The 22,695-nt window shown below is 65.5% G+C and carries 18 protein-coding genes; 10 read left to right on the top strand and 8 right to left on the bottom strand.

The window, feature by feature from the left end; translation table 11 throughout:
- Positions 1–103: 103 nt before the first annotated feature.
- Positions 104–1,669: a hypothetical protein gene (locus KYT87_RS23985; protein WP_219991006.1), complete on the top strand. Its 1,566-nt coding sequence runs from the start codon at positions 104–106 to the stop codon at positions 1,667–1,669.
- Between the two features lie 49 nt (positions 1,670–1,718).
- Entirely contained in the window at positions 1,719–4,355 is a 2,637-nt protein-coding gene (gene uvrA / locus KYT87_RS23980; RefSeq protein ID WP_219991005.1) for an excinuclease ABC subunit UvrA, read from the top strand.
- Between the two features lie 29 nt (positions 4,356–4,384).
- On the opposite strand, the gene KYT87_RS23975 is transcribed toward uvrA, so the two are convergent.
- Positions 4,385–5,161 carry a hypothetical protein gene (locus KYT87_RS23975; RefSeq protein ID WP_046807104.1) on the bottom strand — a complete coding sequence of 259 codons (777 nt, stop codon included), beginning with the start codon at positions 5,159–5,161 and terminating at the stop codon, positions 4,385–4,387.
- Between the two features lie 145 nt (positions 5,162–5,306).
- On the opposite strand from KYT87_RS23975, the gene KYT87_RS23970 reads away from it, so the two are divergent.
- Together KYT87_RS23970 and KYT87_RS23965 are read left to right on the top strand one after the other, a co-directional pair.
- The gene (locus KYT87_RS23970) at positions 5,307–6,356 is read left to right on the top strand and encodes an NADP(H)-dependent aldo-keto reductase (RefSeq protein ID WP_046807105.1); all 1,050 of its coding nucleotides are present in this window, start codon (positions 5,307–5,309) and stop codon (positions 6,354–6,356) included.
- Complete coding sequence (locus tag KYT87_RS23965) at positions 6,353–6,685, top strand: hypothetical protein (protein WP_255593486.1); 333 nt, start codon at positions 6,353–6,355, stop codon at positions 6,683–6,685. The genes KYT87_RS23970 and KYT87_RS23965 overlap by 4 nt, the downstream gene beginning before the upstream one ends.
- 130 nt (positions 6,686–6,815) lie before the next feature.
- On the opposite strand, the gene KYT87_RS23960 is transcribed toward KYT87_RS23965, so the two are convergent.
- Positions 6,816–7,631: a metallophosphoesterase gene (locus KYT87_RS23960; protein WP_219991004.1), complete on the bottom strand. Its 816-nt coding sequence runs from the start codon at positions 7,629–7,631 to the stop codon at positions 6,816–6,818.
- Positions 7,632–7,734: 103 nt separating this feature from the next.
- Between KYT87_RS23960 and KYT87_RS23955 the strand changes: the two genes are divergently transcribed.
- The 5 genes from KYT87_RS23955 (at position 7,735) to KYT87_RS23935 (ending at position 12,139) form a co-directional block, all read left to right on the top strand.
- Complete coding sequence (locus KYT87_RS23955) at positions 7,735–8,160, top strand: lysozyme inhibitor LprI family protein (RefSeq protein WP_046807107.1); 426 nt, start codon at positions 7,735–7,737, stop codon at positions 8,158–8,160.
- Positions 8,157–8,843: a DNA-3-methyladenine glycosylase I gene (locus KYT87_RS23950; protein ID WP_219991003.1), complete on the top strand. Its 687-nt coding sequence runs from the start codon at positions 8,157–8,159 to the stop codon at positions 8,841–8,843. Before KYT87_RS23955 ends, KYT87_RS23950 begins: the two co-directional genes overlap by 4 nt.
- Positions 8,844–8,958: 115 nt before the next feature.
- Positions 8,959–10,284 (top strand): NAD(P)/FAD-dependent oxidoreductase, encoded by a 1,326-nt coding sequence (locus tag KYT87_RS23945; protein ID WP_219991002.1) that lies wholly within the window; start codon positions 8,959–8,961, stop codon positions 10,282–10,284.
- Positions 10,281–11,090, top strand: a complete 810-nt coding sequence (locus KYT87_RS23940) for a DUF1365 domain-containing protein (RefSeq protein WP_255593485.1) — start codon at positions 10,281–10,283, stop codon at positions 11,088–11,090. Before KYT87_RS23945 ends, KYT87_RS23940 begins: the two co-directional genes overlap by 4 nt.
- A 71-nt stretch (positions 11,091–11,161) precedes the next feature.
- Positions 11,162–12,139, top strand: a complete 978-nt coding sequence (locus KYT87_RS23935; protein WP_104142216.1) for a MarR family winged helix-turn-helix transcriptional regulator — start codon at positions 11,162–11,164, stop codon at positions 12,137–12,139.
- A 159-nt stretch (positions 12,140–12,298) separates the two neighbouring features.
- Here KYT87_RS23935 and KYT87_RS23930 read toward each other — a convergent pair whose 3' ends face one another.
- Genes KYT87_RS23930 through KYT87_RS23910 form a run of 5 tightly spaced genes read right to left on the bottom strand, consistent with a single transcriptional unit; the run spans position 12,299 to position 21,087 of the window.
- The gene (locus KYT87_RS23930) at positions 12,299–12,994 is read right to left on the bottom strand and encodes a pentapeptide repeat-containing protein (RefSeq protein WP_046807965.1); all 696 of its coding nucleotides are present in this window, start codon (positions 12,992–12,994) and stop codon (positions 12,299–12,301) included.
- Positions 12,995–13,014: 20 nt separating this feature from the next.
- Positions 13,015–13,665 carry a response regulator gene (locus tag KYT87_RS23925; protein ID WP_046807966.1) on the bottom strand — a complete coding sequence of 217 codons (651 nt, stop codon included), beginning with the start codon at positions 13,663–13,665 and terminating at the stop codon, positions 13,015–13,017.
- 55 nt (positions 13,666–13,720) lie between these two features.
- Complete coding sequence (locus tag KYT87_RS23920; RefSeq protein ID WP_219991000.1) at positions 13,721–17,017, bottom strand: hybrid sensor histidine kinase/response regulator; 3,297 nt, start codon at positions 17,015–17,017, stop codon at positions 13,721–13,723.
- Between the two features lie 15 nt (positions 17,018–17,032).
- Complete coding sequence (locus KYT87_RS23915) at positions 17,033–18,250, bottom strand: EAL domain-containing protein (RefSeq protein WP_104142221.1); 1,218 nt, start codon at positions 18,248–18,250, stop codon at positions 17,033–17,035.
- Positions 18,251–18,252: 2 nt separating this feature from the next.
- Complete coding sequence (locus KYT87_RS23910; protein ID WP_370638731.1) at positions 18,253–21,087, bottom strand: ATP-binding protein; 2,835 nt, start codon at positions 21,085–21,087, stop codon at positions 18,253–18,255.
- 324 nt (positions 21,088–21,411) lie between these two features.
- Between KYT87_RS23910 and KYT87_RS23905 the strand changes: the two genes are divergently transcribed.
- Positions 21,412–22,221 (top strand): hypothetical protein, encoded by an 810-nt coding sequence (locus tag KYT87_RS23905; RefSeq protein WP_046807908.1) that lies wholly within the window; start codon positions 21,412–21,414, stop codon positions 22,219–22,221.
- 25 nt (positions 22,222–22,246) lie between these two features.
- Here KYT87_RS23905 and gvpU read toward each other — a convergent pair whose 3' ends face one another.
- Entirely contained in the window at positions 22,247–22,687 is a 441-nt protein-coding gene (gvpU, locus tag KYT87_RS23900; RefSeq protein ID WP_185975435.1) for a gas vesicle accessory protein GvpU, read from the bottom strand.
- Positions 22,688–22,695 lie beyond the last annotated feature (8 nt).

Here is a 22,695-nt window from a genome sequence, read left to right as displayed (position 1 = left end):
CGGCGCGGTTAATTTCTCTAGGCGCCTGCCGTTAACGCGTTAGCAGTTCCAACAAGAATTCAGACAAAAAATCCGGGCAGGCACTGCCCACTGCGGACGCCCCATGACCCTAATCAGCTCGTTGGCAGGCGCGACCGGCGTCGCCCCGCTCAGTACTCCCGTTACGGTGATCCGCGCGGGGCAGACCATCGCCCCGGTCGCGACTTCGGCTGACGCCACGGCGTCCTCCCGATCGTCTGTCGTGATGCTGGGCCAGGGCGTCTCCACCGCCGCCGGCTCGGTCTACGACGAGACCGGCACCGTGCCGGACGCGCTGGCCGTTGCCATGTCCAAGTCCGTGGACGCGCGCACCCGTATCAACCCGTTCGCCGAGGTGGGCGCGGCGGTGCTGAATCGCTTGCGCACCGACGGCGCCAACCATACCCAGTGGATGCCGTCCACGCGCATCGCGGCGTCGGCCTCGGCCGCTGCCGACGCCGGCCCCTTGTCCGAAGCCGATCTGCGGGCCGACAACGCGGTGTCCTTGCGCATCGACACCGCCAGCGGCGTCAAGGTGCAGGTCACCTTGCAAAGCGGCAAGGAAGGCATGTCGGTGCAGATCGACGTGGCCGAAGGCGAATTGAACGAAGACGAACGCCGCGCCATCGCCGCGCTGTCCGGTGCGTTCCAGGATGCGCTGGACGGCCTGGCCGAGGTGCCGCCGCGCTGGTCGCTGACCAAGCTGGCCAACGGCAGCTCGCCATTGCTGTCCTCGATCAGCCTGCGCGAGACGCGCCTGGTCGACGGCGCCGAGCAGACCGTGGATTTCCAGGCGGACGCCAAGCAAAAGAGTCTGACCGTGTCCAGCGTGATGGGCGTGGTCAAGGTGGATGTGGACCTGACCAAGCCCGTTGCCCTGGGTTCGGCCCAGCAACAGTCGGCCGCCGTCGCCAAGTACTTGCAGCAGTTCGACCGCGCCCAGCGCCGGGGCTCGGGCGACGAGGCGCTGATGAGCACGTTCAAGGATGTGTTCTCGTCCATGCACGGCAGCTATGGCGCCGCGCAGGTTCCGGCGGCCGACACCACCACGCGCCGCTTGCCGGCCGTCGACGCGCATCGCAGCCTGTTGTCGGGCCTGGCGGATTTCTCGGCGTCTATCGAGCAGGTGCGCAACGCCATCAACCCGGCCAAGCCAAAGGAAATCGACGGCTTTTCGTTCCAGGCCTCGCAAAGCAGCCAGGTGTCGGGCAAGGCCGGTTGGGACCTGGCGGTGTCGCAAACGCAGCAGTCCACGTTGACCGCCAGTTATCACCGGTCGTTCTCGCCGGACGTGCAGTTGGCGCTGACCGACGATGAGAAGACGCAGAACTACCTGTACTTCCAGATTCATGACACGACCAGCAGCAAGACGGACGTGGCCTACCAGGAAGGCGTGCTGGCGACCGCAACGCTGAACGAAGCGCGCACGCAAAGCACGCAGGTGTCCAAGTACATCAAGGGCAAGCTGCTGGACCAATCGTTCATGCCGTCGTCCGAATCGAACTCGCGCAACCTGATGTCGCTGGTGCAGGCCGCGAAGCTGGACGAAACCGAGAACGATCCGATGATGCCGCGTGACCAGGCCGAAGAGATTCTGCGCCGCAAGTACCTGGACCTGGCGCATCAGGCGGCCGACTTGCGCCTGGGGTGATCGATTCCGCGTCTGGATCGGCGCGCAAGGTGTCCTTTACTATGGCTGCATGAGCCCACGAAAGACACCCGCCAAACCCCGCGCCGACGCCTGCATCCGCGTTCGCGGCGCGCGTGAACACAATCTGAAGAACGTCGATGTGGATATCCCGAGAGACGCGCTGGTCGTGTTTTCCGGGGTGTCCGGATCGGGCAAATCGTCGCTGGCCTTCGGCACGCTGTACGCCGAAGCGCAGCGGCGTTATCTGGAATCCTTGTCGCCCTATGCGCGGCGCCTGATCGATCAGGTGGGCGTGCCGGACGTGGACGCCATCGAGGGGCTGCCGCCGGCGGTGGCGCTGCAACAGCAGCGCGGCACGCCCAATGTGCGTTCCACGGTGGGCAGCGTGACAACGCTGTCCAGCATGTTGCGCATGCTGTATTCGCGCGCCGGCACCTACCCGGCCAACCAGCCCATGCTGTACGCCGAGGACTTCTCGCCGAACACGCCGCAGGGTGCCTGCCCCAATTGCCATGGCCTGGGCTACGTGTACGACGTGACCGAAGCGTCCATGGTGCCCGACCCGTCGTTGAGCATCCGAGAGCGCGCCATTGCATCCTGGCCCCCGGCCTGGCACGGCCAGAACCTGCGCGACATCCTGGTCACGCTGGGTTACGACGTCGACATCCCGTGGCGCGAGCTGAAAAAGAAAGACCGCGACTGGATCCTGTACACCGATGAGCAACCCACGGTGCCGGTCTACGCGGGCTTCACGCCGGCCGAGACCCGCGCCGCCTTGCGCGCCAAGCAGGAACCCAGCTACATGGGCACCTACACCGGCGCGCGCCGCTACGTGATGCACACGTTCGCCACCACGCAAAGCGCGATGATGAAAAAGCGCGTGGCCCGCTTCATGACGGGTGCGGCGTGCCCGGCCTGCGATGGCCGCCGCCTGAAGCCCGAGGCGCTGTCCGTGACGTTTGCGGGCATGGACATCGGCAGCTTGTCGCGCCTGCCGCTGGCGCGCATCGCCGAGGTGCTTACGCCCGCCGCACGCGGCCAGTTCGACGCGCCCGCCACCGCCGGCGCGCGCAGCCGCGCCACCACCCGCAAGGACAACGCGCGCCGCGTCGCGGCCGGGGGCCTGGCGCACGCGGGCAGCACCGATGTACGTCGCACGCCAGACCTGTCTCCGGAAAAGCGCATTGCCGCGCAGCGCATCGCGCATGACCTGGTCGAGCGCATCGGCACCTTGCAGGCGCTGGGCCTGGGCTACCTGGCGATGGACCGCGCCACGCCCACGCTGTCGCCGGGCGAGCTGCAACGGCTGCGCCTGGCCACGCAGATCCGCTCCAATCTGTTCGGCGTGGTGTATGTGCTGGACGAACCGTCGGCCGGCCTGCATCCCGCCGACGGCCAGGCGCTGCATCGCGCGCTGGACCAACTCAAAGACGCGGGCAATACCCTATTCGTGGTTGAGCATGACCTGGACACCCTGCGCCGCGCCGACTGGCTGGTGGACGTAGGCCCGGGCGCGGGCCAGCATGGCGGGCAGGTGCTGTACAGCGGCCCGCCGGCAGGCTTGAAGAAGGTGCCTGATTCGTTGACGGCGCGCTACCTGTTCAACGCCGCGCCGGCCGCCAGGGCGGCCGTGCGCGAGCCCGCCGGCTGGCTGTCTTTGCGCGGCGTCCATCGCAACAACCTGCACGGCATCGACGCGCGTTTTCCGCTGGGCGCGTTCACGGCGGTGACGGGGGTGTCGGGCTCGGGCAAGTCCAGCCTGGTCAGCCAGGCGCTGGTCGAATTGATTGGCGAGCACCTGGGCCAGGAACCGGTCGCTGAAGAACCCGATGGCGATCTGCCGCGGGCCGATGGCCCGCCGCGCACGACCGGCCGCATCGACGCAGGGGCCGACTCCATCAAGCGGCTGGTCAACGTGGACCAGAAGCCCATCGGCCGCACGCCCCGATCCAACCTGGCGACCTACACCGGGCTGTTCGACCACGTGCGAAAACTATTCGCGGACACCCGCGCCGCCAAGTCGCGGCGTTATGGGGCAGGCCGATTTTCGTTCAACGTGGCGCAAGGCCGCTGCGACACCTGCGAAGGCGAAGGCTTCGTGCACGTTGAACTGCTGTTCATGCCCAGCGTGTACGCGCCATGTCCCGTCTGCCACGGCAGCCGCTACAACGCCAAGACGCTGGAAATCGAATGGAACGGCCGCAACATCGCCCAGGTGTTGGCGATGACGGTGGACGAAGCGCTGGCGTTCTTCAAGGACGAACCCGCGGTCCAACGTCCGCTGTCCCTGCTGCACGAGATCGGCCTGGGCTATCTGCGCCTGGGGCAACCCGCCACCGAGCTGTCCGGCGGCGAAGCGCAACGCATCAAGCTGGCCACCGAACTGCAACGCAGCCAGCGCGGCAACACGCTCTACGTGCTGGACGAACCCACCACCGGCCTGCACGCGGCCGATGTGGACAAGCTGATGGCGCAACTGCACGGCCTGGTGGATGCCGGCAACACGGTCGTGGTGGTGGAACACGACCTGCGCGTGGTCGCCAACAGCGACTGGATGATCGACGTGGGCCCCGGCGCGGGCGACGAAGGCGGCCGCATCGTGGCCGAAGGCGCCCCGGCGCAGGTCAGCCGGGCAGGCAAGGGCGCCACGGCGCCGTTCCTGAAACGGGTGCTGGCGGGCGGTTGACTTGGGGAGAGCCTGGGTGAGCGTCTGCGCTACAACTCGCTTTCCAGCGTCTTCTGCATGCGTTCCATGCTTTCCTGGCTGACCTGGATCACGCCGGTGCCGGGTTGGTCGATGTCGACGATGAAGGTCAGCACCAGTGAGATCAGCGCGGCGAACAGGCCAGTGGATACCAGCCGCCTGCGGTTGTGCAGGCCGGTGCCGTAGGCAATGAAACCGACGGCGCCGATGCTGACGATGAACAGCAGGTAGAACACCGGTTCGGGCACGTGGTTTTCCAGGGCGACGCGGCGCTTTTCGTTCACCTGGGCCATCTCGTTGATGGCCTGGATGAACATGATGGTGGCGATGGCGGGCGGGTTGTCGGCGCTGGCGGCGGTAATGGCGCGAATCTGGCGTTCAATGCCGCGGGTGGTGACGTTGGCGGCGTCAAAGCGCTGCGCGTCGTTCTCGGCATCGTGCAGTTCCAGCGCGGCGCGTATGTATTCCAACAGCAGCGGTGGGATCTTTTCGCGCGCGGCGGGCGCGATCAACTGAGACCGCCAGTACGCGTTGCCGATGGCGTTGGCCTCTTCCAGCACCAGATTCTTGCGCGCCTCGAAGCGCGTCACCGACATCGCGAACGTAAAGCCCAGCAGCAGGGCCAGCAAGCCGAGCAGGGCGGTTTGCAGTGCGCTGATGTGCGTCTTGTGCGCCTCGTCCGCCGGCTTGCGTTGCTTGCGGCCCAGCCGGAAGCAAAGTTCGATCACGCCCAGGAATACGATGACGCCGATGAAGAAGAGATAGGACTCGTTGAAATTCCGCAGCATGGCGCTCCCCGTCGGACAGTCGCCAGCGTATGCGGATTGCCTGGCCGCGGCAAGATCTGACATGCCCGGGTACCTGTCAGCGAAACGCCAACATCTTGGGGTAAGGTGTCGACTTTCCCCTATCAAGACCCGCACGGAGCAGAACTTGAAAACCCGCAAACTCGGCCGTACCGACCTGGATGTCAGCCTGATTGGATTGGGCACCATGACCTGGGGCGAACAAAATTCCGAGGCCGACGCCCATCAACAACTGGACTACGCGCTGTCGCGCGGCGTGAACCTGGTGGACGTGGCCGAAATGTACCCGGTGCCGCCCAAGCCCGAAACGCAAGGCCTGACCGAAACCTATATCGGCACCTGGCTGGCGCGCACCAAGCGCCGGCAGGACATCGTGCTGGCCAGCAAGGTGGCGGGCCCGGTGCGTGACCCCAAGCGCCCCGGTCACATCCGCGACGGCAAGACCTTTCTTGACCGCAAGAACCTGACCGAAGCGCTGGACGCCAGCCTGAAGCGCTTGCAGACGGACTACCTGGATCTGTACCAGCTGCATTGGCCCGACCGCACGACGGCCACCTTCGGCCAGCTGAACTACCCGTGGGTTCAGGACGAGCACACCGTGCCGATCGAGGAAACCCTGTCCGTGCTTCAGGACTTCGTGCGCGCCGGCAAGGTGCGCCACGTGGGCGTGTCCAATGAAACGCCCTGGGGCCTGTCGCAGTTCCTGCGTCATGCGGACACGCAGAACCTGCCGCGTGTCGTGTCGATCCAGAACGCGTACAGCCTCTTGAACCGCGTGTTTGAAATCGGCCTGTCGGAATTCACGCACCACGAAGGCGTGGGCCTGCTGGCGTATTCGCCCTTGGCGATGGGCATGCTTTGCGGCAAGTACCTGAACGGCGCCCGGCCCGAAGGCGCGCGCCTGACGCGCTACACGCGTTTCACGCGCTACAGCAATCCGCAGGCCGAAGCGGCCACCGCCGAATACGTGGCGTTGGCGCGCGAGCACGGCGTGTCGCCCACGCACCTGGCCCTGGCCTGGGTGAACCAGCGCCCGTTCGTCACCAGCAACCTGATCGGCGCGACCACGCTTGAACAGCTCAAGGAAAACATCGACAGCGTCGATGTGACGCTGTCGCCGGAACTGTTGAAGGCGATCGACGCCATCCACGTGCGCTACCCGAACCCGGCGCCTTGATTGTGACGGCCGCCGCCACCCCGCGTGACCGCGAGCAGGCGCTGGCCATGCACTTTGGCACCACCAAAGACGGGCTGGTCTATTTCACGCATCACCTGAAGGGCAAGCGCTACGTGGCGCGGCCGGGCACTCCTGGCGTGGCGCAGGCCGGCGCGGCCACTTCCACTGCGCTGGACCAGACCTATCGCGTGACCGTGCAGGATTCGCAAGCCAGCGCCGACGCAATGCGGCTGCTGTCACCCGTTGCGTTCGTGGCGGGCACGGGCTTCGTATTGGCGAACCCGGCCGTGGTGTTGTTTGCGTTGCCGGTGGCAGGGCTGGAGCCATAGGGGGCGACGGCTGATGGGGGACGAACTGCCCCCACGTTGCGCCGACTTACGGGTTCACTGGCTGCCAGCCGGCTCAGGCATCCACCTGACGACATCTGCATCGAACAGGACCCGGTAGTTGCCGCCAGCTTCAGGTTTCAGCGGGCACTTGCCACAGGCGATCGGGCTGGAAGTCGGCTTGTTCGCCTTTCTTGGCGTAGCCCAGCGGGTTGGCCACGACGCGGCAGCCGTCTTTGATGTAGTCGTGCGCGCAGTGCAGGTGGCCGTGCATCCAGCAATCGGCCAGGGGCAGCAGCGCGTCCAGCGCGTTGCAGAACCCGGCGGTGCCGGGCGTGACGCCATAGCGCGGGTCGGCGCTGGCCAGCGTGGGGGCGAAGTGCGTGATGGCCAGGGTGGGGCCGTCGAACGGCGTGCGCAGCGCGTCGGTCAGCCATTGCTGGCAGGCCAGGCCCTGTTCACGCATTTGCTCGGCCATGAAGGGGGCGCCGTTGCGGCGCATTTGCGCCTTTTCCAGATAGAAGTCGGCGGCGCGAAATGCCTTGGCGCGCTTGGCCAGGGCCACGCCCAGCGTGTCGGTGTCGGCGGCCAGCGCGTCAAAGTCCGTCCATAGCGTGGTGCCCACCAGGCGCACGCCGTCAATCACGCAGGTTTCGCGTTCCAGCCACTGGATGTCCAGCGCGTGGCAGAGCTCGCGCAGCCGTTCATGGGCCTCGTCGAAATCCAGGTTGTCGTATTCATGGTTGCCGGGCACGAATACCACGGGCGTGGGCCAGCCGTTGCGCGGGGCGTAGCTGCCCAGGCCGAAATCGTTGCTGGCCAGCTTGGAACCCTGGCGGTACGAACCGATGTCGCCGGCCAGAACCAGCAGGTCGGCCCCGGGTATGGGACTTGCCACGAAAGTCGGGTCGGTTTCCAGGTGCAGGTCGGAGAGCAATTGAATTTTCATGAGCAATATCTTAGGCCACCTGGCCGGGGGCTGACATGCGCGCAAGGGCCCATCCATGCGACACTTTCCCATTGACTCGCCACAGACAAACAGGAGAACGCCCATGCGTATCGCGATCGCCACGGCCGCCGCGCTGCTGCTGGCCGCCAGCGCCCACGCGCAGCCGCAGCCGCAACCCATGCCGCTCAAATGCGGCAAAGGCTCCACGCAGACCGACATGAACTTGTGTGCCGACCAGGCCTATCGCCAGTCCGACAAAGATCTGAACGCGGCCTACCGTAGCGTCATCGACCGCCTGAAAGACGACAGCACCAAGACGACCCAATTGCAGGCCGCGCAAAAGGCATGGCTGTTTTTTCGCGATGCGGAATGCGCGTTCTCGTCGGGTGGCGCCACCGGCGGCAGCATCTATCCCATGGTCTTGAGCCAGTGCCTGGACAAGCTGACGCAGGCACGCACCAAAGAACTGCGCGCCTACCTGAAGTGCAAGGAAGGCGACACCAGTTGCCCGGTGCCCGGCGCACAATGACGGCTACCGCCGCCCAACGGAGTGCCGCCCAACGGGATGCCGCCCAGCGTAGCGCCGCCGAGCAAGATGCCGCCGGCCTGATTGTGGACGCCCATGGCGCACCGCGCTGTTTCTGGCAGCCGTCCATGCCTGACTACCACGACCACGAATGGGGCCGCCCCGTGGGCAGCGACCGCCGGCTGTACGAAAAGATCTGCCTGGAAGGCTTTCAAGCGGGCATGGCCTGGATCACGATCTTGCGCAAGCGCGAGGCCTTTCGCGAGGCGTTCGACGATTTCGACTTCGAACGCGTGGCGCGCTACACCGACCAGGACGTAGACCGGCTGATGGCCAACCCGGGCATCGTGCGCAACCGCGCCAAGATCGTATCCACCATCAACAACGCCCGTCGCGCCGTGGACCTGGCGCTTGAAACCGGGTCCCTGGCGGCCTGGCTGTGGCGGCATGAGCCGGCAGCCACCGAGCGGCCGAAGACGGTGGACCTGGCGTACTGGAACGGCAACCCGACCTCGGGCGCATCGGTCTCGCTATCGAAGGCGCTGAAAAAGCGCGGCTGGACGTTCGTGGGGCCGACCACGATGTACGCTTTCATGCAAGCCGTGGGCATGGTCAACGACCACATGAGCGGGTGCGTATGCCACGCCGCCGTCCAGGCCGCGCGCGCACAATTCCAAAGGCCGTAGCCTGGGCCTGGCGTGGGCCTGGCCAGGGGGGCGGTTTTTTCCTTTGCGGACATCATCCCAATCGGTCGTCTTGATGGTTTAATCGGGCCTCAACGGATCCCAACGAGGCGGCGCCATGGTGACCCTTACGTCGACGGCCGCGGATGCCCAGCCGGCGCCGCGCACCATTGCTCCGCTTGCCCCGGGCAGCCGCATCGCCGTCATCGGCGGCGGCGTGGCGGGCCTGAGCGCGGCATGGTTGCTGTCCGAGAAATTCTCGGTGACCTTGTTCGAAGCGCAGGAACGCGTCGGCGGCCACACCAATACCGTCAACGCCCGGGTGGGCGACATCACCCATCCGGTGGACACCGGGTTCCTGGTGCACAACGACCTGACATACCCGCACCTGATCCGTTTGTTCAAGCATCTGTCGATTCCGGTGCATGCCAGCGACATGACGTTCAGTGTGTCGCTGTCGCAGCCCGACCTGGAATGGGCCGGCACCAATCTCAACACCGTCTTCGCACAGCGCCGCAACCTGCTGCGTCCGGCCTTTCTGGGCATGCTGCGAGACATTCTGCGTTTCAACCGCCACGCCGCCGCTTACCTGGCGCGCAGCGGGCCGCATGCGCTCTTGGGCGACCTGCTGGATGCCGAGGGCTATGGCCAGGCGATGCGCGACTGGTATCTGCTGCCCATGGCGGGGGCCATCTGGTCCACGCCGCCCAGCATGGTGCTGGCGCAGCCGGCCCGCACGTTCCTGTCGTTCTGCCTGAACCACCGCTTGTTGCAGGTGGCGGGGCGGCCGCAATGGAAAACGGTTGACGGTGGCGCGCAGCGTTACGTGCAAGCGATGCTGCCACGCATCGAGCAGGTGCGCGTGGCCAGCCCGGTGCACACCGTCAAGCGCGTGGGAGGCGGCGTGCAGGTGCGTACGGCGGGCCACGTCGATGACTTTGATGCCGTGGTGCTGGCGTGCCACGCGCCCACGTCCTTGGCGATGCTGGATGCCACCGAGGCCGAGCACGATGTGCTGTCGCGCGTGCGCTATCAGCCCAATCTGGCCGTGCTGCACACCGACACCGCGCTGCTGCCGCGCCGCCGGGCGGTGTGGTCGGCCTGGAATTATCTGGCCGGCCCGTCGCCGGATGCGCCCATGTCGGTCAGCTATCTGCTCAACCATTTGCAGCCGCTGCCGTTCAAGCAACCCGTCATCGTCACGCTGAACCCGCAGCAGGAGCCGGCGCCCGACACGGTGCTGGGTCGCTACGATTACGAACATCCCATTCTGGACGCCGACGCAGTGCTGGCGCAGTCGCGCCTGCCCGATATCCAGGGCCGTGCGCGCGTGTGGTTCTGCGGCGCCTGGACGGGCTACGGCTTTCACGAAGACGGGCTGGCGTCCGCCATCCGCGTGGCGGCGGACTTTGGCGTGACGCCGCCATGGGGCGCCGCGCCATGAACGCGGACGGCCTGATCGAACTGATGCGTGCGCGCGTGTTGCACGCACGCACGCGGCCGGTGGCGCACCGCTTCACCTACCCGGTGTTCTGCCTGCGCCTGCGCATCGATCAGGCGCCGCGTGTTGACGGCCGCGCGTCGTGGTTGTTCGGCGTGAATCGTCGGCGCCCGGTGGCATTTCACTTTGCCGACCATGGCGCGCGCGACGGCGGCGACCCGATGGCATGGTTGCAATCGCGGCTGACCATTGCAGGCGCGGGCATTGACGTAGGCGCGGTGTGGTTGCAGTGTTTTCCGCGCCTGTTCGGTCACGTCTTCAACCCCGTCAGCTTCTGGCACGTGCACGACACACGGGGGGATTTGCGGGTGCTGGTGGCCGAGGTCAACAACACCTTTGGCGAGCGCCACCAGTACGTGCTGCGCGCGCCCGACGGCGGCGTCATCCAGGACGGCCAGGTGCTGCAAAGCGACAAGGCGTTTCACGTGTCGCCGTTCTGCGAAGTCATCGGCATCTACCGGTTTCGGGTTGAACGTCGCGATGGCGTGCACGCTGCCATCATTGACTACCACGACGACCCCGCCCAGCCGCAGCCGCTGCTGCACACCGCCATTCGGGGCCAGAGCATGCCATTGACCACGGCGGCGTTGCTGCAAGCGGTGGCGGCAATGCCGTTCATGACGCTGGGCGTGGTGTGGCGCATCCATTGGCAGGCGTTGCGGCTGTTCCTGTTGAGGGTGCCGTTTCATCGCAAGCCGCCCGCGCCGGCCGGCGAGGTGACGGCGCCGCCGCCGCGCAAGCACCCCTGAAATTCCCCATTGATTTGGTTGCGATCCGCAATTATATTGGTTGCGAACCGCAACTTTTAAGTGGGCACGCCATGGATCTGATCGACTTTCCCCCTCAATCCCGCGAGCAGACCATCCGCGACCTGCGCGAGTTTTCCCGCAAGCTGGTGCGCGAACTCGGCTTCATGCGCACGTCGCTGGCGGGCAGCGAGCTGGCCCCCTCCGCCGTGCACGCCATCATCGAAATCGGCTTGCAGCCGGGTATTCAGGCGCGTGATCTTGCGGTCATTCTGCGGCTGGACAAGTCCAACACCAGCCGGCAACTGGCCAAGCTGGAATCCGCCGGGCTGGTGGCCCGCGAGGTCGATAGCGCCGATGCGCGTTCATCGAAGCTGACACTGACGGATGCCGGGCTGGCGCTGCGCGCGCGCATTGACCAATTCGCCACCGATCAGGTGTCGCACGCGCTGCGCCGGATGACGCCTGACGACCAGCAGTCCCTGATTCGTTTCATGTCGCTGTATGCGGATGCGTTGTCGCGCGAAAACCCGAACGTGGCGCCGGCCGCCTTTGCCATCGACGAGCAGATCGTCGACGGCTACGGCCCGGGTTGCATCGGCGACATCGCCAGCCTGCACGCGCGCTACTACGCGCAGGCCTCGGGCTTTGGCGTCTACTTTGAACGCAAGGTGGCGACGGAGCTGGCGGCGTTTGCCGAAACCTTGCCCGATCGCGGCAAGGGTATGTGGCGGTACGCGGAAGCCGAGCCGGGCGGGCGCACGCTGGCGTCCATCGTCATCGACGGCGACATGGCGGCGGGGCAGGCGCATCTGCGTTGGTTCATCGTGGACGATGCGCTGCGCGGCATGGGCGTGGGACGGGCGCTGTTGGCGCGCGCGCTGGCGTTTGCCGACGCGCATTACCGCGAGACGTATTTGTGGACCTTCAAGGGGCTGGACGCCGCGCGCCACCTGTACGACGCGGCGGGCTTTGTGCTGACGCACGAACAGGAAGGTCGGCAGTGGGGCAGCGTGGTGGTGGAACAGCGCTTTGCGCGCCGCCGGCCGTGATGCGGGTGTTGCGGGGGGGGGCGGCGGGGATCGCGGGGGGGGGCTGCGGGTGGAGGTTGCCCGCTGGATCACGGCGTAGATCGCGCCTTAGATCACGCCCCAGATCACGCCTTAGATCTCGCCCCAGATCAAGCCTCAGAGCACACCCCAGATCACGCCTCAGATCACGCTGATGCGCAATTCCGCCAGCAACGCCGCCGCCTGCGTCTTGGAAATAGTGGCGCCTGCCAGCCGCGCGGCGGCGGTCAGGTCGATGCCGTTCAGATCCACTTCACGCAGGTCCGCGCCTTCGAAGCGCACGTTTTTCAGGTTGGCGTTGCGCAAGCTGCCGCCATGAAAGACGGTGTCGCGAAAATCACTGCCGGCCAGATCCGCGTCGGAAAAGTCCAGCTGCATGATGTTCGATTTGCGAAACGACACGCCGCGCAGCAGCGCGCCAACCAGCAGGCATTCTTCCAGGCTCCAGCCCAGGCACGCGATGCCGTCGAAGTCCGACCCGGTCAGTTTGCAGCCCTGGAAGCGGGCGGCGGCCAGGCGTGCGCGTCGCCAGTTGGCGTTGTTCAGGTCGCAATGTTGAAAGACCGCATCGCTGGCGTCCGCCGACGCAAAGTTGGCCTGGCCGCCCCGGCAGCGCAGCCACGTGGTGTCGGCCAGCGTGGCGCCCTGGAACGACGCACCGGCGATGGCGCAGCCCGTGAAGCGCGCCCCGCGCAAGTCCAGGCGGGAAAAATCAGCGTGTTGAAAATCGCAGTCTTCGAATGACAGCGGCTGGCCCGCCGCGTGATCGATCAGTGCCAGCAGGGTGTTGCGGTCCACGTCCTGGCCGGTCGTGGTGTGAAGCAGGTCTTGCGTCATGCGTGTTGTCTCGGGTTTGCCTACTGGAAGATTTCGCTTTCCACGCAGAACGCGACCAATTCCTGGTCGGTCTGCACGTTCAGCTTGCGCATGGCGGATATTTTCTGGCCGCTGACGGTCTTGACGCTGCGCTTGAGCGTTTCGGCCACCTGCATCATGGATTCCCCACGGATGAAATGGCGCAGCACCTCGAACTCTTTGGGCGACAGGCTGTTGATGCGTTCGCCGATGAATTTGCTGCGCGAATCCACCGTGCCATCGCGCTGGAATCCAGGAGGATAGTACTTGCGCCCGGCTTGCAGCGTGCGTAGCGCGGTGACAATTTCAGCCAGGTTGTCGCGCTTGAGCACCACGGCGGCAACGCCCGCGTCGTACATGGCCGAGATGATCATGGGGTTGGACACCATGGTCAGCACCACCACCTGCGTCTTGGGAAACCGCCGCGTCAGGAACTTGACCAGGCGTATGCCGTCGCCATAGGTTTCGTCGCCCGGCATGGAATAGTCGGTGATGACAACATGGGGAAGGTCGTGGGTCAGGTGGTCGACCAGCGCCGTCGGGTTGTCGAGCAGCCCGGTGACTTCAACGCTAAGATCCTTTTCCAGCAGATCCCGCATGCCTGCGAGCACCAGCGGGTGATCGTCGGCCAGGACAATTCGGAGTCGTTCCATTCTGGGGCGCCGTGGGGTGAACGTGGGGGTAATCGGGCTCATTCTGTACCAAGACTCAGACTTGAGCCAGCAGGATCCTGAGCGCTTGTGTCAGCTTGACCGTTTCCTGGAACACGGCGTCGTCACTGCCGTCGCGCCTGAGCTTGACTTCGATGGCTTGAAAATCCGATGACAGTGTTGTCATTTTGACCATCACCAACGCGCCACGCATCCGGTGCATGGTCTGCAACGCGGCGGGCACGTCGCGGCGGGCAATGGCCTGGTCCAGATTATTCAGGTCGCTGTCCATGGTGTCCAGGAACAGGCGGCGGTACTTGGCGGGCACCAGCGGTTCGGGGGGCAAGGCGTCGGCGGGGGCAGGGGCTTCGGGGGCGTCGACGGGCGAGGGCGGGGGCGCGGGGGCGTCGGTGTCCGGTTGCACCGGCGTGATGCCGCCCAGATGGCGGCGCAGCGCGCTCAGTTCAATGGGTTTGACCAGCCACGAATTCATGCCCGCGGCCATGCAACGCGCTTCTTCATCGCGCATCGCGTTGGCGGTGACGCCGATGATGGGCTGCGCAAAGCCGCGCGTGCGCAGTTCGCCCGTCAGCTCGTAGCCGTTCATTTTGGGCATGTTGACGTCGGTCAGCAGCACGTCGTAATACGCCATGTTCCACATGGACAGCGCTTCGGCGCCGTTGCCCGCCACCGTCACGGTGCAACCCAGCTGCTCGAGCTGATGGCGCAAGGTGGCTTGGTTGATAGGGTTGTCCTCGGCGACCAGCACGCGCAGGTTCAGGGGCTCCAGCGGCGCGTTGGCGGGGGATTCGGCCGGCACCGGCGGGTCGCCGCGCAACAAGCGCGAAATGCCGAAGCCGATGCTGTCCAGGTCGTGCCCGTCAACCTGCACCGGCATGCCCGTCGCGGATTCGCGCGGGTCGCCGGCCGACAGGAAATGGCCGATCCAGTTGGCGGGCGGCGCTTCCGAGTCGCCCAGGATGTCGAGCAGCACGTCGTCGGCCTCGCCGGGGCCCAAAGGCGTCGACGCGGGCTGGGCGGCCGCGCCCCAGCGGGTCAGCCATTGGCAGACGTTGTCGCTTAGTTCGCGATGCGGGCTGCGCACCACGACGCGGATGCCGTGCAGGTCGGGTTCGTCGATGGGTGGGCCGTCGGCCGGCTGTAGCGCCAGGTCCAGCGAGAAGCTGCTGCCCAGGCCCAGTTCGCTGGTCAGGCGGATATCGCTATCCATCAGCTTGGCCAGGCGCGCACAGATTGACAGCCCGATGCCCGCGCCGCGCACGGTGTGGCTGGCGCTGTCGATCTGGTAGAAGGGGCTGAAAAGCTGGGCCTGGTCTTCCTTGTCGATGCCGATGCCGGTGTCCACCACTTGCAGCGTCAGCACTTGTGCGCCGTCGGCACGCTCGGCGCCGCGCAGGCGCACGATGACATGGCCTGATTCGGTGAATTTGATGGCGTTGCTGAGCAGGTTGCTGAGGATCTGCCGGATGCGCACCGGGTCGCCGGTGACCCAGGGCGCCACCGAATCGTCCACGCTGGCAAACAGCAGCAGCCCTTTCTGGCGGGCCAGTGCCGCAAATGACCGAGTGCAGCTTTCCACCAGTTCACGCGGGCGGAACAGGGTGGATTCCAGCGCCAACTGGCCGGATTCGATCTTGGTGATGTCCAGGATGTCGCTGATCAGCTGCAACAGGATCACCGACGAATTCTGGATGCGCTCAAGGTGCTGGCGCTGCTCGGCGTTCAGCTCGGTCATGCCCATCAGTTCCAACGTACCCAGCACGCCATACAGCGGCGTGCGGATCTCGTGGCTCATGGTGGCAAGAAAGGTGGATTTGGCTTCGCTGGCCTTGTCGGCGTCGCGTTTGGCCTGCGCCAGCGCGCGTTCGATTTCCGCTCGCGCGCTGATGTCCGCAAAGGCGCACAGCACCACGTCCTGCTTTTTGTAGCGCGTGGGCGAATAGGCCACGTACAGCGGCCGGCCGTCGTCGGCGTGAAAGGTCTCGATATTGCCGGGCTGGGACGCGTTGAGCACCTGGTCCAGCAAGGGGCGGGCGGCGGGCGAATCGCGCAGGCCCTGGCCGGTGGCCGCGCCCAGCCATTCCAGCGCCAGGCTGTTGGCGAACAGCACGTCGCCATTGGCGCGCGCCAGCACGCATAGGGCGATGGGCGCCGTCTGGATCAGCGTGCGGTTGAATTCCTCGCTTTCGGCAATGTCGCGGTGGGCGCTTTGCGCCGGCTCGATCACGCGCCGCGTGTACCAGCGCTGATAACCGATGCCGCCCGCCAGGCTCAACAGCAACATCAGCGCGGCGCTGACGGGCAGCCACAGGTTGTCTTCGAAGAAATTGCGGTAGGTGACGCGGTAGCGCGCCGTCCAGATGCCGGTCGGGTCCGACACTTGCAGGATCAGCCCGCCCGCCGTGGCGCGCAGGCCGCTGTGCTCGACGTTGGGCACCGGGCCGTCGCCGATCATCAGGCCGATGTCCCGATGCGACAGCCAGAACCCGTCGTATTGGATAGACGGCAGCGCGCGATCGTAGATGTTGATGCGGCGGCGGCTGAACAGGGTGGCCACATACAGGTCGGGCTGCCCGCCCGCGCGGTTGGCCCAGGCCGAACCGGTCAGCCCCGCCGGCATGATGCCCACCATGCGATCAGGCAGCCCGGCCGGCGGAAACCAGCGAATTTCGGCGTGTGCCGTGCCCACGCCGGAGGCCGGCGCGTTCAAGGTTGCGGATGCCTGGTCGTCCCCGCCCTTGGCAAGCTGCGTGCGGACGGCGTCGTTGACCAGCAGCAGGGTGTCTTCGACCAGAGGTTCGCCGTAGCCCGGCTTGACGTTGATGGCGGGCACGGCGACGCCCACGCTGTCGGTGCGGTTGACGAGAAACGCCGCGGCGGCCGGAAAGTACGAGTTGGCCCAGAACGTGCTGTAGAAGTCCGCGAAGTAGCCCGCCGCCGCGGGCACGGGGCTGTCGGCCACCGGGCATTCGGCGGGATAGGCGCAAAACAGCGAAAAGGGCATGGCGACCAGCGCGTGCTGGCCGCGATAGACGCGCATGCCCGGTCGGGTGGAATCCAGGGGTGTGGACAACTCGGTGTTGTCGACCGGCGGCCGGCCATCCAGCCGTTGGCTTTCTTTGCTGAACTGCTTCAGGAACAGCTCTTGTTCGTGGATGTAGCCCACCAGCACGGCGAAATCCATCAAGAGGCGGTCTTCTTCCTGCTTGATGATGCGCTGGGCGCCCCACAGCAGGGCGCCGATCAAGATAAGGGCAATGGGCAGGATGCCGAACAGCGCGATATTCAGCCGTCGTGAAGTGCGTGCAATCCTGCTAAACGGCGTTTCCTGCATACGCGGGTAAGAGTCCTAAAGCGGGTGAGTGGCATACGGCCTGGGCTCGTCCGCCAGCAGATCGGTGAAGTCATGGGCGTTGACGGCGGCGGATATCAGGAAGCCTTGGGCGAAATCACAGCCGATTTCGCGTAAAAACTCCAGGTCTTTCGTGCTTTCGACGCCTTCGGCGGTGACTTGCAGGCCTAATTGGCGGCCCAATTGCACCGAAGAGAGCAAGGCGGCGGCCCGCACATGGTCTTGTGCGGCGCCGTTGACAAAGGCGCGGTCGATCTTCAGTTCGGTGAACGGCGTGGAAATCAAGGTGTACATCGAGTTGTAGCCTTTGCCGAAGTCATCCTGCGCCAGACCGAAACCTTTCAGGCGCAACCGGCTGGCGCCCATATAGTAGTGGCCCGGGATCGAGGTGGTTTCGTCTTCCAGCAGTTCGAACGTCACGTCTTCGAACGGCACACCCCGATCCGCGACCAGATTGTAAAGCTGGTCGGGCAAGTCCGGTTCGTCCAGCAGCCGGGTAGGCAAATTGACGGAAACCGGCATTCGGAAGCCCTGGTCTCGCCATCCGATATAGGCCGTCAAGGCGTCGTCCAGCATCCGGATAAGCAGGGCGTGGTCCAGGCCGTGATGCCGCACCGCGCCCAGAAACGACGCGGGCAGCATGAAGCCGAATTCCTGGTGATGCCATCGGGCCAGCGCCTCGGCGCCGACGATGTTGCCGGTGGCCAGCGCTTTCTTGGGCTGGAACCACGCCTGGATCTGGCCGGCAGCCAAGGCCTTTTCCAGCGTGCGCCGGTCGAATAGCGGGGCGGGTGGCGCGCACAGCGTAGGCGACGCTACGCCGCCCTGTTGCGGGTTGCGCAGCCGCTTGGCCAAGGCCAGCGCGTGTTCGCGCGTGACGGGCTTGGTATAGGCGGCAATCACCGACAGGCCCTTTTCCTTGGCCATCAGGCTGACGCTGTTCATGATGCGGCGCGAGCAGGCGGTGGTGATGGCCAGCATCGGGTTGCATTGCAGGCGAGCCAGCTCATGGATGAACTGCACGCCATCCATGCCGGGCATGTTCAGGTCCATCAACACCAACTGGTAAGAATGCGTCCGAAATTTCTCCAGGGCCTCTTGCGCCGAATTCGCCATGTCCACATGGTCGAAGCCGGCCTCAAGGAACAGGCCACGCATTTGCGCGCATTGGAAAGCATGGTCGTCCAGGACCAAGACCTTGTACACGGATAACATCGTCAACTCCGGAGTTCTTTAACCGATTGCAGCGTTTGGCGCAGGACCGTCAGCGGCAGCGGCTTGACCAGCAGGCTGGTCATGCCGGCATTGATGCCGCGACGCTGCTCGTCGGGAAACGCGTTGGCCGTGACCCCAAGCACGGGCTTGTCAAAGCCGCGCTTGCGCAGAATGCGGGTTAGCTCGTAGCCGTCGACCAGCGGCATGTTCAAGTCAGTCAGGACGGCGTCAAACGTCATCAGGTCGGGCAGGTTCAGCGCTTCCTGGCCGTTGCCGGCCAGCACCACCGTGCAACCCATGTGTTCAAGTTGTTCGCGCAGGATCAATTGGCTGATGGGGTTGTCTTCCGTGACCAGTATCCGCAGGCCCAGGACTTCAAGCGGCGCCTTGGGATCGAAGGCGGTGCTGCGCGCCGCGCCGCCTTGCGCCAGACGCACCGCATGGTTGAAGCTGCCCAGGCTGTAGGCGCTGGCGAACCAGTTGCGGTGGCTGTCTTCCACGCGGGGGCGCAGGCCGGGCGGGTGCAAAATGACCTGCGGCCCGATCCAGTTACCGATCTTTTGCGCGTGCGGCCACGCTTGCACCAGCACTGCTGGCTCGCCCGACGTGACGCCGCCGGCGGGGTAGGGCAGGCCGACCGCGCCCCAGCGGCGCAGCCAGTCGCACAGGTTATGAACGATTTCGGGTACGGCGCCCTGGACGTAGACCAGCGTGCCCGCGAGCTCGAGCGAGGGCGCGTCCAGCGCCTCGGGTGCAAGCGGCAGCCGGATTTCAAAGGTAATGCTGGTGCCCAGGCCGGGTTCGCTGACGGCGTTAAGGCGGCCGTTCATCATGTCCGACAGGCTGCGGCAGATGGACAGGCCCAGCCCCGTGCCCGGCAACGTGACGCAGTTGTCGGCGTCCACCTGGTAGTAGGGTTCGAACAGCCGCGCCTGGTGTTCGGGGGCGATGCCCGCGCCGGTGTCGGCGATCTGAAAGCACAGGTCGACGCTGTCGCGGGTGCGGCTGTTGACCTTCAGGCGCAGGACGATTTGCCCGGAATCCGTGAACTTGATCGCATTATTGGCAAGATTGTCGAGAATCTGGCGGATGCGCGTGGCATCGCCGATGACGGCGGCGGGGGTGTCCGGGTCAGCTACGGCATAGCTGCGCACGCCCTTGGCATGCGCACGCGCCGCGAAGCTGGCCACGACGTTGTTCAAGAGTTCAACGGGAGAAAAAGGCGCGCGTTCCAGCACAGTGTGGCCAGCCTCGATGCGGGAAAGGTCCAGCGTGTCGTTGATGGTACGCAGCAGCGTGGCCGACGATTGCTGGATGGTTTCCAGGTACTGCGCCTGTTGGCCGCTGACTCGGGTCAATGAAAACAGTTCCAGCGTGCCAAGAATGCCGTAGAGCGGGGTGCGGATTTCGTGGCTCATCGTGGTCAGGAAGACCGTCTTGGCCTGGTTGGCGGCTTCGGCGTCGCGCTTGGCTTGCAGCAAGGAATGTTCAATGCGCTTTAACGCAGAAATGTCGCTGATGCCGCACAGCACCACCGCTTCGCCCCGGTACGTGGTGGGCGCAAAGCTGAGATAGGCGGTGCGGCCATCGTTCAGCCGATGTTCGCGGCCGGCTTCATCGCCCTGCGCGGACAGGATTTCGGTGCGCCAGCCCGGTGTGCCCTGAAACCAGCGGCGCGCCATGTCGTTGGACAACACCACCGCGCGATCCGAACGCCGCAGCAGGCATAGCCCCACCGGCGCCACTTCGATCAGCTTGCGGTTAAGCGACACGCTATCGGCCAGGGCTTCGTATTGGCGCAACGCGGGCAGCACCAGGCGCCGGCGGATATAGCGCACGCGCAGGATCACGGTGATGATCAGCAGCAGCGAGGCAATGGCCGCCGTCTGAAAGGCAATGGCGTTGTCGCGCAGCACGTGGCGCATGGGGGCGTAATAAACCAAGCGCCACCCGTCATCGCCCACGGATTTGCTCAGCACCAGGTATTCGGGCAGCCAGCCCTGGCCTTGCAGGCCGAAGGCGTCTTCGCGGGTGGTATGCGGCAAGGCCTGGCTGGTGGCGCCCGCGCCGGCACTGCGCAGCACCGGCCGGCTCAGTTCGTCGAACAGCACGTAGTCGCCCGCGCCGATGCGCGGCGCGTTCACGGCCGAATCCACGCCATGGACTTCCAGGCCGATCCAGGCGGCCTCGGGGTGTACCGCATCAAGCGGCGTGAACAGGAACAGGCGCTTGACCGTGTCCTGCGGCGGATGCAGCCAGACGATGGGCGGCAGGCCGTTGGTGGGCGCACGGGTCTGCACGTCGGCCAGCGTCAGCGCCAGCCACTGCTGGATGGACGCGGGAATGGCCGGCGTGCCCGGCTGGTCGTGCGAGGCGATGGGCACCGTGCTGGCGTGGCGCACCGCGCTGTAGACGATGCGCGTGTTGGCCTGTGCCACGCGGCGCAGGTCGCGCGGGGTCAGGACCAGCGCCCAATCGTAGGCGTCCGGGCCTTCTTGAAGCGGCAGCACTTCGATTTGCCCCGTCTTGCCGAAATGCGACGGGGTCTTGCTGATGGGTTCTTGGTTGGTGTTGCGCACCGCCGACGCGGATATCGAGCGCAGCAGGGATTCGCGCTGGTCGAAAAAATGCTGGGCTTCGTAGGCGGCGGCGTTCATGTGGCGCCGGTAGTTGGACACCACGTTGCTGAACGCCCAGTACAGGTACAGGGTAGCGCCCGCCGCGATACAGACGAGCAGCGCCACTGCAAGAAAGTGCAGTAACAGCGAGGCGGCGCGCGGCGCGGCAAGGGGTTCTAGGGCGGGAGCGCCATGGTCTTCTACCAGCATTTGACGCATGGTAGAAACACCTGCTTACCCAGTGAATAAGAAGAATCTCAAAGTGGGGGGCGCAAAAAAAAGGGAAGAAAGGGGGAAGAAAAGGGCCCAAGCAAAAGGCCCTTTGGTATGCGCCGCGCAATCCCGGAATTTGAGAAATTTCTTGTTCTTTTACCCGGCAGCGTTGGGCACTATCTGTGGGATTCCGACTTCGCCAAGAAGCTGCCTACCGGCGCATTTTCACACCGGCGGCATGCCTCAGCACGGCGCTTAGACGTTAATCGAGAACAGCATGATATTGACCCGGCTCTGCCCCCCCGCGCACCCCATCGTTCGGGTCTTGCCATGAAAGACGACGCCCGTTCCTGGGCTCTGTCCGAAGAGTCCGTCGTGCTGCGCTTCCAGCCCGTGTTCACGGCACAGGGGCAAGTCCACGAATACGCAGTGATGGGCCGTTGCCGGCCGTCACCCTGGAGCAGCCTGAACCCCGTGGGCCTGGGCGCCAGCCTGATGGCCGGCGTGGCGTTCTTCAAGAAATTCAAAACCCCAATCGAATTGTCATTCGAACACGCGCTTGATGTGCGTGGCCATGGCGATCTGGCCGAGCGCCTGTGCTCCGAGTTGGGCATTGGCGTGCTGGAAAACGCCATCTGGGTCAACAAGTACGCGCGCTACGACGATGCCGCGCCCCTCTTGATGCCGGCAAAGCGCATCACCTTCACCCTGCCATTGACGGACCGCCTGTCGGACCACGCCGATGTGCTGTCGCGGTATCCGGAATTCCAGGCGCGGTTGCGCGCGCGATTGCTTCCCGCCGTCTTGCGCGGCAAGGACACCGGCCATGGCGCCTTGCGCGCCGACGGCCTGCATGTGCAGGTGCCGCTGGGCCTGTCCGAAAACCGCACCTTGCAGGGCCGCTTCTTCACCCTGATGGAGCGCGCCTGGTGCGCCAACCTGCAAGTGGTGGCCGGTGGCGTGGAAGACATTCGCGACTTTGCGTGGATGCGCCTGCACAGCGATCTTCTGTTTCGCGGGGCGGCCTTATCCGCCCCGCTCAGCGCCGAATGCCTGGGCATCTGGCTAGACGCCGACAGCAACGCGTGGCGCTCATTCAATGCATCAACCACGCGCTTCGCCGGCGTGGCGGAAAGCTAGCGTAGTTGTCAGCTGAGTTGCTAGCTCAGTTGCCGGTTTCGGATTGCAGGCGGCCCAGGATAAACCCATCCACCGAACTCGTCCGGCCGCGCCACAGCGTGGGCTGCCCGGCAATGGGCGTGCCGTCGGCCGTGAAGAACAGCGCGTCGGTCAGGTGGATGTAGTTGGGCAGCGGGTCGGCCGGCTGCGGCACGCGGAACACATCCCCCAGTTCCGCCAGCGACCGGTGCACCGCATCACGGGCGTCGGCATCCAGCATGTCGAGCGAACCCGTGAAGCTGGCGGCGAACCGGTCGAAATATTCCGCGCCCGACACGATGGACCCCGACACCAGCATGCCGCCCATTTGCAGCGTCACACCAATGCTTTCAAGCTGGCCGCCGTTGTTGACCAGGTTGACCAAAAATTGCAGGAAGGCGTCGGCGTGGGGGGCCGTGTTGGCGCTGGTGGTGGGCTCGTTGGACATAACGGGGT

This window comes from Achromobacter sp. ES-001 (genome assembly GCF_019448355.1).
Lineage (GTDB): Bacteria > Pseudomonadota > Gammaproteobacteria > Burkholderiales > Burkholderiaceae_B > Achromobacter > Achromobacter spanius_B.
The sequence above is the reverse complement of the archived record's forward strand: the minus strand, read 5'-3'. Positions and strand labels throughout refer to the sequence as shown.

Excerpts from the sequence above, each read along its gene's own strand:
- KYT87_RS23985 (WP_219991006.1), top strand. The coding sequence starts at position 104 with ATGACCCTAATCAGCTCGTTGGCAGGCGCGACCGGCGTCGCCCCGCTC.
- uvrA (WP_219991005.1), top strand. The coding sequence starts at position 1,719 with ATGAGCCCACGAAAGACACCCGCCAAACCCCGCGCCGACGCCTGCATC.
- KYT87_RS23975 (WP_046807104.1), bottom strand. The coding sequence starts at position 5,161 with ATGCTGCGGAATTTCAACGAGTCCTATCTCTTCTTCATCGGCGTCATC.
- KYT87_RS23960 (WP_219991004.1), bottom strand. The coding sequence starts at position 7,631 with ATGAAAATTCAATTGCTCTCCGACCTGCACCTGGAAACCGACCCGACT.
- KYT87_RS23955 (WP_046807107.1), top strand. The coding sequence starts at position 7,735 with ATGCGTATCGCGATCGCCACGGCCGCCGCGCTGCTGCTGGCCGCCAGC.
- KYT87_RS23950 (WP_219991003.1), top strand. The coding sequence starts at position 8,157 with ATGACGGCTACCGCCGCCCAACGGAGTGCCGCCCAACGGGATGCCGCC.
- KYT87_RS23945 (WP_219991002.1), top strand. The coding sequence starts at position 8,959 with ATGGTGACCCTTACGTCGACGGCCGCGGATGCCCAGCCGGCGCCGCGC.
- KYT87_RS23940 (WP_255593485.1), top strand. The coding sequence starts at position 10,281 with ATGAACGCGGACGGCCTGATCGAACTGATGCGTGCGCGCGTGTTGCAC.
- KYT87_RS23935 (WP_104142216.1), top strand. The coding sequence starts at position 11,162 with ATGGATCTGATCGACTTTCCCCCTCAATCCCGCGAGCAGACCATCCGC.
- KYT87_RS23930 (WP_046807965.1), bottom strand. The coding sequence starts at position 12,994 with ATGACGCAAGACCTGCTTCACACCACGACCGGCCAGGACGTGGACCGC.
- KYT87_RS23925 (WP_046807966.1), bottom strand. The coding sequence starts at position 13,665 with ATGGAACGACTCCGAATTGTCCTGGCCGACGATCACCCGCTGGTGCTC.
- KYT87_RS23920 (WP_219991000.1), bottom strand. The coding sequence starts at position 17,017 with ATGCAGGAAACGCCGTTTAGCAGGATTGCACGCACTTCACGACGGCTG.
- KYT87_RS23915 (WP_104142221.1), bottom strand. The coding sequence starts at position 18,250 with ATGTTATCCGTGTACAAGGTCTTGGTCCTGGACGACCATGCTTTCCAA.
- KYT87_RS23910 (WP_370638731.1), bottom strand. The coding sequence starts at position 21,087 with ATGCGTCAAATGCTGGTAGAAGACCATGGCGCTCCCGCCCTAGAACCC.
- KYT87_RS23905 (WP_046807908.1), top strand. The coding sequence starts at position 21,412 with ATGAAAGACGACGCCCGTTCCTGGGCTCTGTCCGAAGAGTCCGTCGTG.
- gvpU (WP_185975435.1), bottom strand. The coding sequence starts at position 22,687 with ATGTCCAACGAGCCCACCACCAGCGCCAACACGGCCCCCCACGCCGAC.